The following is a 15274-nucleotide window of genomic DNA, read 5'->3' as shown; positions in this document are numbered from 1 at the left end:
ATGTGTTGCGAGGGTGTGCTTTTAGGTGCGGGTGGCGGTCAACCGAAGGCTGGTAGTGCCCGGATGCGGTGCAGCGCCGCGATGAACGCCTGCAGGTGCGGGTAGGCGGCGCCGAAGCGCAGATGCAGGCGCCGGCCGTGGCGCACCAGCCGGGCGGCGACGTTGAAAAACGCCAGGCGTAGTCGTTTGCCGCGCGCTCGACGTACCGTGCGGGGTAGCGCCAGGGTGCGCAACCACAGCGCGATGTTGTGGGCGAGCGCGGCAGCGTGCCAGTACAGCCAGTTACCGAAGAACGATTGCACCGGGGCGTGGATCATCCCGAAGTCGTTCTTGAGCGCCCGGATGGTGTCCTCGGGGATACCACCGCGCAGCCGGTGATGCGCCTCGACCTCGGCTGCGCTGAGCCGCTCGGCAGAAACGTTGGTGATGATCGCGTGCAACCGCCAGCCATCCAGGTCATCGAAGGCCAACTGCTCACCGCACCCTTTGGGTTGACGGCGCACGATCAACCGCACGCTGCGCCCGAGCAACGTAGTGGTGGTCTCGGCGATCTGGCTGCCTTTGTCGGTCTCATGCCCCAACGCCGCAACCCATGCCGTGCCCGGATCGGTTGCCAGGGCGTGAATTACGGCCGCGACCGGCTTGTACTGTTTGACCGTGACCGAGTAGTCCGCGTCGTGGCGTTCGGCCGGCGCGATCACCTGCTGCTGATAGCCCGCCGAGTCGACCCGCAGCCACAACCGGTACTTACCGCGGCAACCGGCCGGGATCGCACTGACACACTCATCGATGAAGCTACCCATCGCCCGCCCGTCGTTGGCCGCCCCGCCCCGGGCCCGCAGTGCGAGCACATCCCCGGTCTCCCCGCACACCCCCACCAGCGGCGACAGGGCGGTTTGTCCGGTACGCGAAAACGCGCTGCCTTCTTTGCCCGGCCCGTAGGTGGCCACCCGGGTGGCGTCGGGGTCGATGGTGAGCCGATCGCCCTCAGGGGCGGCGCCGGCCGCCCAGGCTCGACGCAGCATCACCCGGTTGACCGCGGCGGCCTTGACCACCCGACCCAAATCCGCACCCGCCAAAAACCGCCACAACGTAGGTACCGACGGCAACGCGTTGGTCCCGCGCAGCACCGTGGTTGCCGGGTCGGCCAGTAACGCCCGATCACTCAAGAAGTCCCCACCGGCCAGCAGTGTCTCGGTCAGCGCCCGGTAGCACTGCCCACCGGTGTAGCCACCCGGCCCGATCGGGCGCAGCCCACGCCGATCGGCCTCGGCGACCACGTTGAGCCGGTCCAGCAGCGGACCCCATAACGCGACCCCCGCCACCGGCGTCAGATCGTCCTCCGACGCGGCAACCACCGGGTGCGGCACGGCGCGCTGCGGACTCGCCAGCACCACATCATCGACATCGAACAACAAACCGGTAGCATTCACCTCGCGGGTGCCCTTCCCCTGGGATCATCGTCGCCTTCCACAAACACGATTATCCCTTGCAGGAAGGGCACTTCCGCGCTACGACGCGGCCCTCAATCCATAGCCGGCTGAAAAATCAGGGTCTGATGGCGCGTGACGGCGAGCTGCCGGCCGCGCTGACCCGGTCCGTCTGGGATCGCCCGGCCGGGGGCCTGCTCGCGACGACTGTCGGCACCCTCGTCGTGATCAACGCCGTGGAGATCGAGGGCATCAGCCTGATGGGCTCGGCCGGGTTCCTGCTCATCTTCGCCGCGGTGAACCTCGCGGTGCTGCGCTTCCGCGTCGCCCGCTCGACCAAGGCGGTCGCGGTCGGCGGCGCCGCAGCCTGTTTGGGTGCGTTCGCCGCGATGACGGCCTACGCGGCCACCACGATGCCCCAACAGCTCTGGGTCCTCGGCGGCTTCCTGCTGGGCGCGGTGCTCGTCGAGGGCGCGGTCCGGCTGCGCGGGAGACGGACCAGCCATCCGCCCGCGCCGCTCCCACAGGACTGACCACGCCGTCGACTTAGGTCCCACGGTTGTCGGGCCGAACGGCCCTATCGGCGCGAACGCGCGGCGAACAGAATCAGGCTCCCGGAGTCGGCTGCCCGCCGACGATTTCGTTGTTCGCACCAGTTGGGAGGAAACCAATGAAGGTCACCTCGATGATAGTTACGGCGGTGGCGGCCGCGGTCGTGGCGATGGCCGGAATCGTTGTCGCGCCTACCGTCTCGGCGGCTTACCCGGTCGTCGGCAAGCTCGGCAGCGAGCTGACGATGACCGACACCGTCGGCCAGGTCACGCTGGCCTACAAGGTCAGCGGTCTGCAGCCCAGCAACGACGAGACGCCCGGCTACACCCCGGCCGGCAAACTGTGGGAGGCCACCGTCACCGTCCGGGCGATCCGGGGCAGCGTCACCCCGGCCATCTCGCAGTTCAACGCCGTCGCCCCCAACGAGGCCGCCTACCGGGTGCTGTGGTTCGTCGCGAGCCCCACCAACATCAGCGGGGCCACGATCCCCGAAGGCGCCCAATCGACCGGCAAGATCCACTTCGACGTCACGGGTCCGTCGCCGAACACCGTCACGATGAACAACGGGATGGAGGACCTCCTCATATGGGGCCCGTAGCGGCTGGGCCGCAGGATGATTGAGCGTCTGCAGGGTTTCCCCGACGACGTCGCGGCGTTCGCATGCCACGGCCATGTCACCAAGGCCGACTACGAAACGGTCCTGATACCCGACGTCGACGACAGATTCACCCGGCACGACAAGCTGCGGGTGTACTACGAGGTGCCCGCCGACTTCGACGGCGTGGACGCCGGAGCGGTCTGGGACGACACCAAAGTGGGCCTGAGCCACCTGCGCCGGTGGGAGCGGCTCGCGGTGGTCACTGATGTCGACTGGATCCGGCGCGCGACAGACGTTTTCGGGTTCCTGATGCCGGCCCAACTGCGCGTCTTCCCCACCGCGGAGGCCGAGCAGGCCCGCGAATGGATCGCCCAACCGCGACAGTGACGCCCGGCGCCCGGCGGCCTAGGAGCCTGGGTCAGTAACACACCGTTCGGGGTGTCTGGTTGATGGTCATGGTTAGGCGATGATGGGGTGTGCCTGATGATCTCGGTGATGGTGGGTTGTTCGAGGTAGATCCCGCGCAGCGGGCAGATACCCATTCTGGAGTATCGAAGCTGCCGGTGGATAAGACTTTCCGGCCGTTTGCCCCGGACCAGGGCTTGTTGTTGCCGCCGTCGCTGGATGACTGGCTGCCGGCCGGGCATCTGGCCCGGTTCGTCGCTGACCTCGTTGATGAGCACTTGGACCTGTCGAGAATCCACGCGGTCTACACCGAGGGCCGTGGTGGGCCGCCCTATGACCCGCGGCTGATGGTGCGCATCCTGCTGTACGGCTACACCATCGGGGTGCGTTCGTCGCGCAAGCTGGAAGCAGCCTGTGTCGACGTGGTGGCGTTTCGGTGGCTGGCTGCTGGTAGCGCCCCGGACTATCGGGCGATCGCCCGGTTCCGCAAACGCCACCTGTCCGCGCTGGGGCATCTGTTCGTCCAAGCGTTGGCGTTGTGTCAGGCCGCCGGCATGGTCAGCCTCGGCCAGGTCGCACTCGATGGCACCAAGGTGCGGGCCAATGCCTCCCGACGAAAGGCGATGAGTTACGCCCGGATGAGTGAGAAGGAAAAGATCCTCGCTGACGAGGTCTCAGCACTGTTGGCCGACGCCGAGCGCATCGACAAGGCCGAAGACAAGCACTTCGACAAGAACCGCCGCGGCGATGAGCTGCCCGACGAGCTGGCCCGCCGCGAGACTCGGCTGGAAAAGATCCGCGCCGCCATGGCCGCCCTGGAAGAAGAGGCCCGCGCCCGGGCTCGCGAGCACGCCGAGAACACCGCACGAGACCGCGGTGATGACACCGAGACCGTCACGGCGAAAGGCGAGGCCGCAGCCGATGCGGCGGTCCCGAAACCCAAGGCGCAACGCAACTTCACTGATCCGGACTCCAAGATCATGCTCACCAGTGATGGCGCTTTTCACCAGTGCTACAACGCCCAGGCCGTGGTTGACGCCGATCATCAGGTGATCGTGGCCACCGAGATCGGCACCAACGCCGCCGACGTGGGCAACCTGATCCCGATGACCGGCCAAACCGTGACCAACACCGGGCAGGCTCCAGGCCAGATGCTCGCCGATGCCGGCTACTGCTCCATCGATAACCTCGATGCCGCCGCCGACTACGCCGAGGCATTGGGCACCGAGTTCTTCGTGGCCACCGGGCGCTTGCGCCGCGGAGATCCGCCGCCGGTGGCCCCGCGTGGACGAATCCCCGGCACCGCCACCTCCAAGCAGCGCATGGCCCGCAAACTGACCACCAAGAACGGCCAGAAGGTGTACGCCCGGCGCAAGGTGATCGTCGAACCGGTCTTCGGCCAGATGCACACCCTGCAAAACGCCAAACACCTACTGCTGCGCGGACTCGAGCAGGCCCGCGGTGAATGGCAGTTGCTCGCCGCCTGCCACAACCTACGAAAACTCCACGCCCACATTGGCATGAACGGGCTGGCCGGGTTGGCAATCAGCTGACCCGCTCAGGCCTCCACGGGTGCTCACCCGCCCGACTGTGCATCAACTGCGTTCAGCCTGCGTCCAGGGTGAAGACACGCCGAGGAGCACCGCCCTCACCGCAGAATCAAAACCGGCCACGCGCCCAGCACAAATGGACCCGCCGAACTTGTTACTGACCCGGGCTCCTAGGCGGTGTGTTCCGAGTCGCCGTCGCGGCCGCCCGGGCCGGGGGTGTCCAGCGACAGCGACGCCAGCATGCCGGCCGCGGCCCGCTGCCAGGTGAAGACCTCCGCGCGGCGGCGCGCGGAGGAGCGGCGGTGGAATTCGGGCCGGCGGACGATCGCGCCGACCGCGTGGGCGATGGCCCGGGGATCGTTGTCGGCCAGGGCGCCGCTGTCGGGGGTGATGATCTCGGTCAGCGCCGACGTGCGCGACACCACGGCCGGGGTGCCGCACGCCAGCGATTCCAGTGCGGCGAGCCCGAAGGTCTCGTGCGGGCCGGGCGCCAAGGTCACGTCGGCCGACGCCAGCAGCCCGGCCACGGCGTGTCGGTCGTTGACGAAGCCGGTGAAGTGGATCGGCAACCGGGCGGCCTGCCGCTCGAGGCGGGCCCGCAGCGGCCCTTCGCCCACGACCAGCAGCCGGGCGTCGACGCCGGCGTGGCGCAAGGTGCCGAGCGCGTCGATGCTGCGGTCGACCCGCTTCTCCACCGACAGCCGGCCGCAGTGGACCAGCAGGATCTGCTGCGGCGCGGCCCAGCGCCGGCGCACCAGGTACGAGTGGCGCCGCGGGTGGAACGTCTGCAGGTCCACGCCCAGCGGGACGGTGACGGTGTTCGACGCGCCGATGCGGTCGAACTCCTCGCGCGCGAAGCCCGTCGTGCACACCACGGTGTCGTAGTCGGCCGCGGTGCGCCTGTTGGCGAAGTCGGCGAACTTCTGGGCGGGCCGGCGCGGGAGTACCTGGCCCACAAGGCGGTCCAGGCGCTCGTGGGAGATCATCACCGTCCTGGCGCCGTGTGCGCGGCCCCAGCGGCCCAGGGACCGCAGCGTGAGCCGGTCGGACACCTCCAGCGCGTCGGGTTCCAGCGCCTCCAGCAGGGCCTTGACGGGGCCCGGCAGCACCGCGCGGTAGCCACCCGTCAGCGGAATCAGCTTGGCGGGCAGGGTAATTCGTATCACGCCCGTCGGCAGCAGGGTCCGTTCGGGGAACGAACCGGGAACGATCAGGAAGACCTCGTGCCCGCTGGCGCAATACTCCGCGCCCAACCGGTCGACCGCGGTGCGCAGGCCGCCGGAGCGAGGGCCGTAGAAGTTGGCGACCTGGACAACACGCATATCGTGAGGACACGCGGTGCGCGTGTGCAGTCAACGATGCCGAACCGACGGCGGCCTGAACAGTCCGTGAATTCCGTATCGGGTGTAGCTCAGGTCACGGTTTGGGCGGCGGGCCGGCGCGGGGGCCTTCGGCTTGGTCGATCCGCTCGGCGAGGTCGGCGCCGGACAGCCGCGCGTCGAGGAAGGCGCCGGAGGTGGGCAGGCTCAGGTGCAGCTGTGCGGCGCCGCTGACCGCGACCCGCCCGCGTTCGAGGACGAAGTCGAGGACGTGGCCACCGGCGGTGCGTTCGGCGTCGAGGAAGTGCAGGTGGTAACCGGCGACGGCGATGCCCTGCTCGAAGTCGGGGGTGCGGAAGCCGACCAGTGTGCCGTTCGCGTCGGTGAACACCGTTTCGGCCTGCCCCTCGGTCGCCTGCGTCAGCGGTGGGTAGGGCGGCTCCTGGGCCATCACCGTGCGGGTGCGCAGCTCACGGAACCGCCCGGTGACCCGGATCGCGTAAATCAGGTTGGCGCTTGCGATCCGGTGGTCGATGGCGCCGATGACCGCCGACCTTGCGGTGGGTTCGGCGATGTCGAACTCGAAGTCGGCGTGGAATCGGGTGACCGCGGCGAACGGCGTGCGATCGGTCGGCTCCGCCCGGGCGGCGGTTCCGTCGGCGCGCAACCGGTAACAGACGCCGTCCAGGACCACCATCTCGCCGTCGAGGTGGTTGAAGGTGCCCAGGCCGAAGTCGCCGTGCCGCAGGATCTCGGCGACCGTGACGTCGCCGTCGTAGACCCCGTCCAGCAGCGCGCCGATCGTGGAGAACTGGTACACCTCGGCGCCGTCATCGGTGTCGGCCTGTTGGTGAGCGAGAAGTGCTGCGGCCCAATGTCGGAAGCGCTCGTATGCGCCGGAGGCGTCCATCATGCCTACTCGAAGGAGTCCGTGTGCAGGTCCGCGGCCAACTCGGTGTTGCGGCTGTAGTCCACGGGAACGTCGATCAGCGAGACCCCCGGCCCGGCCAACGCCCGGCGCACGGCGGCACCGAAGTCGTCGAGGGTTTCCACCCGGTGGCCGCGGGCGCCGAAGGCGGCCGCGTACGAGGCGATGTCGTAGTCGCCGAGCCGAACCCCCGACGTGCGACCGTATTTCAGGACCTCCTGGAAGCCCACCATGTCGTAGGCGTTGTCGCGCAGGACGATATGGGTGAACGTCAGGCCCAGGCGGGTGGCGGTCTCGAGTTCCTGCGCGGAGAACAGGAATCCGCCGTCGCCGGATACGGAGACCACCGGGGTGCCGGGCCGCACCAGGCAGGCGGCCATCGCCCAGGGCAGGGCGACGCCCAGGGTTTGCTGGCCGTTGGAGAACAGCAGCCGCCTGGGCTCGTAGACCCGGAAATGGCGGGCCATGTAGATGTAGACCGAGCCGATGTCGCAGGTGATGGTGGCCTCGTCGTCGTGGCCGAGTTCCTCGCGCAGCCGCAGCACGACCGCGGCCGGGTCGAGTCCCGGGCCGTCGGGGCTGCGATCGCGCGCAGCGGTATCGATGGCTCGCAGCGCTTTTCGCTGCCTGTCGATCTCGGCCCGGTAGCCGTCGGCCAGGGTGAGGTCGGCCAGCCTGTCGCTCAGCGAGCCGAGGGTGGCCGCGACGTCGCCGATCAGCTCGCAGGTGGGCTGATAGTGGTTGTCGACGTCGGCGGGCACCGAGTCGATGTGCACGACAGTGCGTGCGACGTCGCTGTTCCACAGCGTGGGGTCGTATTCGACGGTGTCGTACCCGACGGCGACCAGCACGTCGGCGTGGCCCAGGACGACGTCGCCGGGCTGGTTGCGGAACAGGCCCACCCGGCCCAGGAAGTAGTCCTCGAGGGCGCGCGACACCACCCCGGCGGCCTGGAAGGTCTCCACCACGGGCAGCCCCGTCGTGGCGACCAGGGCGCGCAGCGCCAGGCAGCTGTCCGGGTCGGCGCCGCGGCTGCCGACGAGCAGCGCCGGGCGGCGTGCGCCGCGGATGAGTTCGCACGCCCTCTCGATGGCGAACGCCGGGGCCGCCGCCAGCGGCGGGACCGGCAGGCGGGCGGTGATGCCGGCGGTGGTCGGGGCGGCCAGCACGTCGGCGGGCAGCACGACGGCGGCGGCCCCGCGCGGCGCGCCGAGCGCTGCGCGGAACGCCGCGACGGTGGCCTCGGCGGCGTTGTCGGGGTCGTTGATCTCGCCGGTGAACTTGGTGACCGTCTTGAGCAACGCCGCGGCGTCCATGGACTGATGCGTGCGCTTGAGGCGGTCCTCCCGGCGCACGGCCCCGCACAGCGCGACCACCGGGTCCTGCTCGGTGTTGGCGGTGAGCAGCCCGGTGGCCAGGTTGGCGGTGCCGGGACCCGACGTCACCAGGACGACGCCCGGCACCCCGGTGAGGCGGCCGACCGCCGCGGCCATGAACGCCGCGTTCTGCTCGTGGCGGCACACCACCAGCCGCGGGCCGGCGTCGGCCAGGGCGTCGTAGACGGCGTCGATCTTGGCGCCGGGCACGCCGAAGACGTACTCGACGCCCTGCGCCGAGAGCACCTCGACGATCTTGTCCGCGCTGCGCACCGGTTTGGCGGATTTGTTGAACACCATGTAGTCAGTCTGGCCGCTGGGGCGCGGTAGTGCAGCGTCGTCTCAGCGTCTGCCCCAGTCCCATCGCGGCGTGGTCAGCAGGCCCTGGCCGGCGACGCGTGTCTCACCCCACTCCTTGTAGAGCTCGATCTCGACGGCGCGCCCGGCCGGTTCGGCCTCGGCGATCGGCACGGTGTCGAGGAACGCCAGCAGTGCGCGGGAATGGGTCACCACCACGACCTGGGTCCGTGCCGCGGCGGAGCGGATCAGTGAGGCAAGCGGTCGGACCAGGTCGGGGTGCAGGGAGGTCTCGGGTTCGTTCAGCACCATCAGCGACGGCGCCTGCGGGCTCAACAGGGCCGCGGCCCACAGCAGGAAACGCAGTGTTCCATCGGACAATTCGGCCGCACGCAACGGGCGCAGCATCCCGGGCTGCCGCAATTCGAGGTCGAACAGCCCCTCGTGGACGGCGACCGACACCTCGGCACCGTCGAAGGCGTCCGCGACGGTGCGGCCCAGGTCATCGAACCCGGCCTCGAGGATCGTCTGAATCGCGGCCGCCAGATCGCCGCCGTCGTCGGCAAGCACCGGGGTGCGCGTGCCCACCCGCGGAAGCCGCGCGGGCGCGTCCGCGTCGACCCGGAAGCCGTCGTAGAACCGCCACCCGCGCAGGCGCTCGCGCACCGCCGCCAGTTCGGGAAGCGCCTGCGGGTGGGCGTACTCGGCCAGCACGCTGCGATACGGCGGCAAGGAGCGGCACAACTGGTCGAAACCGCGGCCCGACTGCGTGGCGGCCTCGGCGAGCCCCTGGGCGCGGCGCACCAGCGTGGCGGGGGTCCGCAGCACCGGCCCGGCGAACAACGCCTCCCGCTTGATCTGCGGGTCGCGGGAGAAAGCGGAGTCCGGCCCGGCCGACTGCGGCAACCCGAGGTCGATCAGATAGCCGAAATCCTCAGCGGCAAAGCCCAGCTCGAGTGACACCGGCCGGGTGCGTACCGTGCCCTCGGCCTTTCCGGTCCGGCGGGCACCGGTCAGCTGCTCGGGGCCGGCCCACAGTACCGACTGCAGCCCGCCTTCCCGGGCAAGTGAGGCGATCACCTCGCCGCGGCCGCAATCGGCCAGCAGCCGCAACGCGCGGTACAGCGACGACTTTCCGGTGCCGTTGGCGCCGGTGATGACGGACAGCCCGCCCAGCGGCAGGATGACCTCGCGCAGTGAGCGGTACCCGCGGATCGCGACCGTCTGCAACATGGCGCCGACTGTACGGTCGGCGACCGGCAGGCGCGTCAGTCGCCGTCGGCGGCGTCGAGGAGTTGCACCTCCTCGAGGTCCATCTCCTCCTGCAGCTCGCGCAGCACGATGTCGTCGATGAGGTTCTGGTTGCGCAGTGCGGTGATCTCCCGGCGCTTGTGTTCGAGCACCCCGAGGCGCACCCGCCGGACCACGTTGTTGCGCTCGACCAGCTCGGTGGCCCCCGAGCCGTCGTTGGCGAGCACCAGCGCGGCGCGTTCCTCGTACTCCTTGCGGATCCGGGCCAGCAGCTCCTCGTCGACTCCGAGTTTGTCGGCGACCAGCGGCAACGCCGTCAGCGCGGCCTTGGTGCCGCGGCTGCGGGCCAGCTGCAGCTCCTCTTCGAAAGCGACGTCCTCGGGCATCCGGGCCCAGCGGACCACGGCGGGCAGCGTGCTGCCCTGCACGATCACCGTGACCAGGATCACGACGATCACGACGAAGACGAGCAGGTTGCGGTCCGGGAACGGCGCGCCGCTCAGGGTGGTCATCGGCACGGCCAGCGCCGCGGCCAGCGACACCGCGCCGCGGAACCCCGCCCAGGCGGTGACGAAGCGCATCCGCCAGCCCACGCGGCGGGCCCGTTGCAGCTCGCGGCGGTCGAGCACACGGATGAGCACGGTGGTGATCTCGCCCCAGAAGATCCGGGACCCGATCACGACACCGGTGATCGCGAGCGCGATGTAGGCGGCGTGCCGAAGTCCGCCCTCGACGCCGGCGATGCCGCGCAGCGCGCCCGGGATCTGGACCCCGACGAACACCCACAGCGAACCGTTGATCAGGAAGGTCGCGATGTCCCAGAACGCGTACGACTGCAGCCGCGACCGCGCCCGGATCACCACCGGCCCGTAGTAGGTGAGCATCAACGCCGACACCCCGACCGCGACCACGCCGCTGCAGTGCAGCGACTGGGCCAGCAGGAACGCCGCGAACGGGGTGAGCAGGCTGAGGGCCCCTTCCTCGAGCGGCGCGTCGAGTCGGCGGCGCACCTTGGTGACCAGCCCGCCGACCACGATCCCGGACACGATGCCGCCGACGTAGGAGCCGACGAACCGCACGACCAGGTCCAGCGGGCCGACCGCGGCGCCGCCGACCGCGACGTGCACGGTCAATGCGAACAGCACCAGCGCGGTCCCGTCGTTGACGATGCTCTCGGCCCGCAGCACGGTCAGCGACCGGCGCGGCAGCCGTTTGCCCAGGCCGGCCACGGCGGCGGCGTCGGTGGGGGACAGCACGGCCCCGAGGACGGCCGCCGCGTGTGACTCCATGCCCAGCGCCCGCGCCGTCCAGGACACCGCCACCGCGGTGGCGATCACCAGGGCGATGCTGAGGAACACGATGATGCGCGCGTTCTTGCGGATCTCGCGGAAGCTGGTGTTCAAGCTCTCCCAATACAGGATCGCCGGCAGGAACAGCAGCAGCACGATCTCGCCGTCGATCCGCACGTCGCCGAACCGGGGGATCAGCCCCAGCAAACCGCCGAGCAGGATCAGCAGGACCGGCGGCCCGACGCGGTAGCGATGCCCCAGCACTGTGCCCACGATGACCGCGGACACCAGCGCAACGATGACGACGAGGCCAAACACTCAGTCCATCCTGCCGGAACCGCCCTGATCGCGCGTGGCGGGGTGGCGGGGGATCGGGGCCGGGAGTTCTCCCGCCGCTCGCCCGATATCGCCGGCCGTTCACCTTCGCGAGGCATGCCGGCCACCGGAACGGGCACCGTCAGGAGGGGGAGCAACCGCCGCGGCGTCTCGGCACCCGGCTGCGGCCCGACGTCGGGCGGCGATATTAGGCTGCAAGGGAAATGGGGGTACACGTGCTGCTGGCGAAGATCAGGCTGCTGGTGACGGTCGTCGTGCTCGTCTCATCAGCGGCTTTGGGCTGCTCGTTTCAGTCCAGGACCCCTTCGCCGAACAAAACCCTGCAGGTCTCGATGGACGACGTCCTGCACAAGGACAACATCACCCAGAACGTCACGCTCGGCGTCGGCAACACCCTCACGGTGAAGCTGGGCTCGAACTACTCGACCCCCTACCGGTGGCAGGCGGACGCGCGGATCGGCGACTCCTCGATCGTCCGGCAAGCCGGCCACCGGTACGTGCAGCCGACGACGGACCGGATGGGCGCGCCGGGCACGGAGGTGTGGACGTTCGACGCGCTGAAGCCGGGCACCACGACGGTCACCACCTACTACTCGAGCTTCGTGGGCAAGGACAGCAAACCGGCGTGCACCTACACCGCGATCGTGACCGTGCAGTAGGGGCCGGGCGCGATCCCTACGCGGCGGAGGCTTGGCGCCGCGCGGCGTAGACCTCGGCGAGGAACTGCTCGACGGCGACCGCCGTGTGCGCCGCGCGGGCCGAGCCGAAGATGTCGAACGCGTGCTGGGTGTAGGGCAGTTCGGCGTACACCACCGGCTGTCGGCTGACCGGCCGCAGGGCGCCGACGAAGGCGCGCGCCTGCTCGACCGGCACGAGCGAGTCGTTGCGGCCGTGCAGGACGAAGAAGGGCGGCGCGTCGGCGGAGACGTGGTTGACCGGTGACGCGGTGCGGTAGATCTCCAGGTGCGTCGAAGGCCGTTGCTTCATCACCGATTTCACGAGCAGCCCCGGCATCATGGGGTGCATCGCGTCGTTGAACCGCGTGAAGTCGTAGACGCCGTAGAACGGCACGGCGGCCTGCACCCGGGTGTCGGCGTCTTCGAACCCCGGCTGGAACTGCGGGTCGTTGGGCGTCAGGGCCGCCAGCGCGGACAGGTGCCCGCCGGCCGAGCCGCCGGTGATGGCCACGAAGTCGGGGTCGCCGCCGTATTCGGCGATGTGCGCCTTGACCCAGGCGAGCGCGCGCTTGACGTCGACGATGTGGGCCGGCCAGGTGTTGCGCGGGCTGTGCCGGTAGTTGATCGCCACGCAGATCCAGCCCAGCTCGGCCAGGTGGCTCATCAGCGGGTGCGCCTGTCCGCGTTTGTTTCCCAACGTCCAGGCCCCGCCGGGGATCTGGAAGAGCACCGGCGCCTGGCCGGCCGGGTCGAGGTCCGGGCGCCGCCAGATGTCGAGGTGGTTGGCGCTGCCGTATTCGCCGTAGCTGATGTTGGAGTCGTGGGCGTAGTCGCGGTAGATGCGCATCATGCGCAGCACGCCCGGTGCCTTGGCGGTGCCGCTGCCGGCCGGCCGGCGCCACAGGTTGCCCGACTCGGTCAAACGGTCGGGTCCCAGCCCGCTGTCCAGCGCCGCCGTGAGCGGGACGTTCGTCCGGTGGCCGGCGCGGCTGAAGTTCAGCAGTCCCAGCGCCGAGATGCCGGCCACCAGCCAGGCGGACGCGCGCACCGGCCGGTCCAGGCGGCGGGAGGTCGCCGCGAGCCCGCCGAGCTGACTGACCAGGGTCTGCAGCGGCAACTCGGTGACGACCAGGCCGAACATGAACGAGAACAGCGACAGGTAGCCGCGGCGCGCCAGCGGCCGGTAGGCGTTGAGGGTGGAGACGGCGGTCACCGCGGTCACCACCAACGATCCGATCTGCCTGAGGACGTGGACGACTCGAGCTTCGCGCATGCCGTCACCATACGAGGCGGCCCGCGGTCTCACACCAGCACGGTCTTGGGCATCACGGTGGGCTTGACCCCGTAGCGCGGGCCGCCGAACCCGGGCGCCTTCCCTGCGGTCGCCATCGCCGGCATGCCGGCCGGCACCGCCGTGGCCTCGCCGTCGGGTGCGACGGCCCAGCCCGAGCCGTCCACCGCCGCCGCGGGCGCGGCGGGCGGGGCGGCCGCGGCCCAACCGGCCGGCACCGACAGCGGGCCCACCGTGGACGCCTGCCCGAGCCCCGCCAGCATCGGCGCGCCGGCGACGCCGCCCAGGCCGCCCGCCGCGGCCGGTTGTGCGGCGCCCACCAGAGCCGGCCCGCCCAGGCCGCCGGCCGCCGCCTCGGCGCCGGCCGCCGCGGCGGCTCCCGACGAGGCGTTGAGGGTGTGACCCAGCGAGACCGCGGTGGGAATGGTGTTCATCGTGAACCACGCCGACGTGTCGATGGCGCCGTTGATGGCGTTGGCGACGAACGGGATGCTCAGGAAGCTGTCGATCGGGCCGGCCTGCGCGGGTGTGGCGAGCGCGGCCACCGCGTGGGGCGCGGCCGAGACCACCTGTGCCAGCTCGGTCTGGGCGGCCGGGTTGGCGATCGCCGACGGGGACGTCAGCGGGTTGAGCAACGCCGCCCGCGCCGACGAGGCGGCGTAGCCGTACATGGCGGCGGCGTCCTGGGCCCACATCTCGGCGTACTGGGCCTCCGTCGCCATGATCGCCGCCGTGTTGATCCCCAGCAGGTTCGTCGCGACGAGCGCCGCCAGCTGGGCCCGGTTGGCCGCGATCTGCGGCGGCGGGACGGTCATCGCGAAGGCCGTCTCGAAGGCGGCCGCCGACGCTGTGGCCTGGGCGGCCGCGTGCTGGGCGTGCGCGGCCGTGGCGTTGAGCCACGCCACGTACGGCTGGACCGAGGCGCTCGCCGCCGCCGACGCCGGGCCCGCCCATTGGTCTCCGGTCAGCTCCGCCATCACCGACTCGTAGCCGGCCGCGGTCGTGCTCAACTCCGCGGCCAGGGTGTTCCACGCCGACGCGGCGGCCATCATCGGCGCGGCGCCCGCGCCGGCGTACATGCGCGCGGAGTTGACTTCCGGGGGTAATGCTCCGAAATCCATTGTGCTGCAATCCTTTTCGATTCGGTCCGCCGGTGCTTCAAACGCCCGCCGGGCGTCCCATCACGGTGGGTTTGACCCCGTAGCGCGGGGCTCCCAGGCCGCCGGCCTTCCCGGCCGCGGCGACCGCCGGCATCCCGGCGGGCACGGCCGTCACCGCCGCGCCGTGGGGCGGCGGGGCGGTCCACCCGGCCGTCGTCGCTGCGCCGGGCCCGACCGGCGGGCCGGCCGGTCCCGCGGCCCAGCCGGGTGGCACCGACAGCCGCCCGATGGTGGTCGCCCGGCCGAGACCGGTTGCGATCGGCGACCCGCCCGGGCCCGGCGGGACAGTTCCGGTCAGGGCCGGCACCGTTCCCGCCGCCTCGCCGGCGACGGTGCCCAGGCCACCCTCCTGTGGGTGAAGCAGTCCGCCGGCCGCCATGTTCAGCAGGTCCGACGCGGCGGCGGAGTAGTTGCCCGCCCCGATGTTGACGACGTTGGCCAGCCCCCCCGAGAACACGTCGGGGATGACCTGCGCGCCGGTCCCGTTGGCGGCGCCGGAGAACGCCGACAGCGGTGACGCGGCCGCGATGGAGTTGGCGGCCTCGGTCGCCGCGTACGAGGCGGCGCTGGTTCCCAGGGTGTTCACGAACAACTCGTGAATCGCCGTGGACTGGGCGCTGACGAACTGGTAGAGGCTGCCGTAGGCCGCGAAAAGCGCTGCCTGCAAGCCGGATACCTCGTCGGCGCCCGCGGGTGCGAGGTTCGTGGTCGGAACCGCCACGGCGGTGTTCTCGTCGGTCAGCGCGGAGCCGAGGGTCTGCAGTTTGCCCGCCGCGTAGGTCAGCGCTTCGGGCTGGGTGGTCAGGAAGGACATC

General features: G+C 70.6%; 14 protein-coding genes. 5 read left to right on the top strand and 9 right to left on the bottom strand.

The window, feature by feature from the left end; genetic code table 11:
• Nucleotides 1–38: 38 nt before the first annotated feature.
• Entirely contained in the window at nucleotides 39–1433 is a 1395-nt protein-coding gene (locus ACJ512_RS19650) for an IS1380 family transposase (RefSeq protein WP_461479818.1), read from the bottom strand.
• A 125-nt stretch (nucleotides 1434–1558) separates the two neighbouring features.
• On the opposite strand from ACJ512_RS19650, the gene ACJ512_RS19645 reads away from it, so the two are divergent.
• From ACJ512_RS19645 to ACJ512_RS19630, 4 genes are all read left to right on the top strand, one after another.
• Nucleotides 1559–1963, top strand: coding sequence for a hypothetical protein (locus tag ACJ512_RS19645; RefSeq protein ID WP_461479817.1), 405 nt, complete (start codon nucleotides 1559–1561; stop codon nucleotides 1961–1963).
• A 137-nt stretch (nucleotides 1964–2100) separates the two neighbouring features.
• Nucleotides 2101–2580 (top strand): MPT63 family protein, encoded by a 480-nt coding sequence (locus ACJ512_RS19640; RefSeq protein WP_407689532.1) that lies wholly within the window; start codon nucleotides 2101–2103, stop codon nucleotides 2578–2580.
• 15 nt (nucleotides 2581–2595) lie between these two features.
• Nucleotides 2596–2967: a SpoIIAA family protein gene (locus ACJ512_RS19635; RefSeq protein ID WP_407689533.1), complete on the top strand. Its 372-nt coding sequence runs from the start codon at nucleotides 2596–2598 to the stop codon at nucleotides 2965–2967.
• 176 nt (nucleotides 2968–3143) lie between these two features.
• Entirely contained in the window at nucleotides 3144–4538 is a 1395-nt protein-coding gene (locus ACJ512_RS19630) for an IS1182 family transposase (RefSeq protein ID WP_461479816.1), read from the top strand.
• Nucleotides 4539–4705: 167 nt separating this feature from the next.
• Here ACJ512_RS19630 and ACJ512_RS19625 read toward each other — a convergent pair whose 3' ends face one another.
• From ACJ512_RS19625 to ACJ512_RS19605, 5 genes are all read right to left on the bottom strand, one after another.
• On the bottom strand, nucleotides 4706–5857 hold the full coding sequence (locus ACJ512_RS19625; RefSeq protein ID WP_407689534.1) for a glycosyltransferase: 1152 nt from the start codon (nucleotides 5855–5857) through the stop codon (nucleotides 4706–4708).
• A 94-nt stretch (nucleotides 5858–5951) separates the two neighbouring features.
• Nucleotides 5952–6767: an acetolactate decarboxylase gene (gene budA / locus ACJ512_RS19620; protein ID WP_461479815.1), complete on the bottom strand. Its 816-nt coding sequence runs from the start codon at nucleotides 6765–6767 to the stop codon at nucleotides 5952–5954.
• Between the two features lie 2 nt (nucleotides 6768–6769).
• A complete protein-coding gene (alsS, locus tag ACJ512_RS19615; protein ID WP_461479814.1) occupies nucleotides 6770–8458 on the bottom strand; it encodes an acetolactate synthase AlsS in 1689 nt (562 codons plus the stop codon).
• 42 nt (nucleotides 8459–8500) lie between these two features.
• Nucleotides 8501–9688: an AAA family ATPase gene (locus ACJ512_RS19610; protein WP_407689600.1), complete on the bottom strand. Its 1188-nt coding sequence runs from the start codon at nucleotides 9686–9688 to the stop codon at nucleotides 8501–8503.
• Nucleotides 9689–9723: 35 nt separating this feature from the next.
• The gene (locus ACJ512_RS19605) at nucleotides 9724–11313 is read right to left on the bottom strand and encodes a Na+/H+ antiporter (RefSeq protein ID WP_407689601.1); all 1590 of its coding nucleotides are present in this window, start codon (nucleotides 11311–11313) and stop codon (nucleotides 9724–9726) included.
• 221 nt (nucleotides 11314–11534) lie between these two features.
• On the opposite strand from ACJ512_RS19605, the gene ACJ512_RS19600 reads away from it, so the two are divergent.
• Complete coding sequence (locus tag ACJ512_RS19600) at nucleotides 11535–11990, top strand: protease inhibitor I42 family protein (RefSeq protein ID WP_407689602.1); 456 nt, start codon at nucleotides 11535–11537, stop codon at nucleotides 11988–11990.
• Between the two features lie 16 nt (nucleotides 11991–12006).
• Here ACJ512_RS19600 and ACJ512_RS19595 read toward each other — a convergent pair whose 3' ends face one another.
• From ACJ512_RS19595 to ACJ512_RS19585, 3 genes are read right to left on the bottom strand one after another with little or no spacing between them, the layout of a single operon-like run.
• On the bottom strand, nucleotides 12007–13281 hold the full coding sequence (locus ACJ512_RS19595) for an alpha/beta hydrolase fold domain-containing protein (protein WP_407689603.1): 1275 nt from the start codon (nucleotides 13279–13281) through the stop codon (nucleotides 12007–12009).
• Between the two features lie 29 nt (nucleotides 13282–13310).
• Nucleotides 13311–14420, bottom strand: a complete 1110-nt coding sequence (locus ACJ512_RS19590; RefSeq protein WP_461479813.1) for a PPE family protein — start codon at nucleotides 14418–14420, stop codon at nucleotides 13311–13313.
• A 37-nt stretch (nucleotides 14421–14457) separates the two neighbouring features.
• Nucleotides 14458–15273 carry a PPE family protein, SVP subgroup gene (locus tag ACJ512_RS19585; protein WP_461479812.1) on the bottom strand — a complete coding sequence of 272 codons (816 nt, stop codon included), beginning with the start codon at nucleotides 15271–15273 and terminating at the stop codon, nucleotides 14458–14460.
• Between the last annotated feature and the right edge of the window lies 1 nt (nucleotide 15274).

The organism is Mycobacterium cajalii (assembly GCF_045809005.2).
Classification (GTDB): Bacteria; Actinomycetota; Actinomycetes; order Mycobacteriales; family Mycobacteriaceae; genus Mycobacterium.
The sequence above is the reverse complement of the archived record's forward strand: the minus strand, read 5'-3'. Positions and strand labels throughout refer to the sequence as shown.

What these genes read in the sequence shown, in the direction of transcription:
- ACJ512_RS19645 (WP_461479817.1), top strand. Translation starts at nt 1,559, where the DNA reads ATGGCGCGTGACGGCGAGCTGCCGGCCGCGCTGACCCGGTCCGTCTGG.
- ACJ512_RS19640 (WP_407689532.1), top strand. Translation starts at nt 2,101, where the DNA reads ATGAAGGTCACCTCGATGATAGTTACGGCGGTGGCGGCCGCGGTCGTG.
- ACJ512_RS19635 (WP_407689533.1), top strand. Translation starts at nt 2,596, where the DNA reads ATGATTGAGCGTCTGCAGGGTTTCCCCGACGACGTCGCGGCGTTCGCA.
- ACJ512_RS19625 (WP_407689534.1), bottom strand. Translation starts at nt 5,857, where the DNA reads ATGCGTGTTGTCCAGGTCGCCAACTTCTACGGCCCTCGCTCCGGCGGC.
- budA (WP_461479815.1), bottom strand. Translation starts at nt 6,767, where the DNA reads ATGATGGACGCCTCCGGCGCATACGAGCGCTTCCGACATTGGGCCGCA.
- alsS (WP_461479814.1), bottom strand. Translation starts at nt 8,458, where the DNA reads ATGGTGTTCAACAAATCCGCCAAACCGGTGCGCAGCGCGGACAAGATC.
- ACJ512_RS19610 (WP_407689600.1), bottom strand. Translation starts at nt 9,688, where the DNA reads ATGTTGCAGACGGTCGCGATCCGCGGGTACCGCTCACTGCGCGAGGTC.
- ACJ512_RS19600 (WP_407689602.1), top strand. Translation starts at nt 11,535, where the DNA reads ATGGGGGTACACGTGCTGCTGGCGAAGATCAGGCTGCTGGTGACGGTC.
- ACJ512_RS19595 (WP_407689603.1), bottom strand. Translation starts at nt 13,281, where the DNA reads ATGCGCGAAGCTCGAGTCGTCCACGTCCTCAGGCAGATCGGATCGTTG.
- ACJ512_RS19590 (WP_461479813.1), bottom strand. Translation starts at nt 14,420, where the DNA reads ATGGATTTCGGAGCATTACCCCCGGAAGTCAACTCCGCGCGCATGTAC.
- ACJ512_RS19585 (WP_461479812.1), bottom strand. Translation starts at nt 15,273, where the DNA reads ATGTCCTTCCTGACCACCCAGCCCGAAGCGCTGACCTACGCGGCGGGC.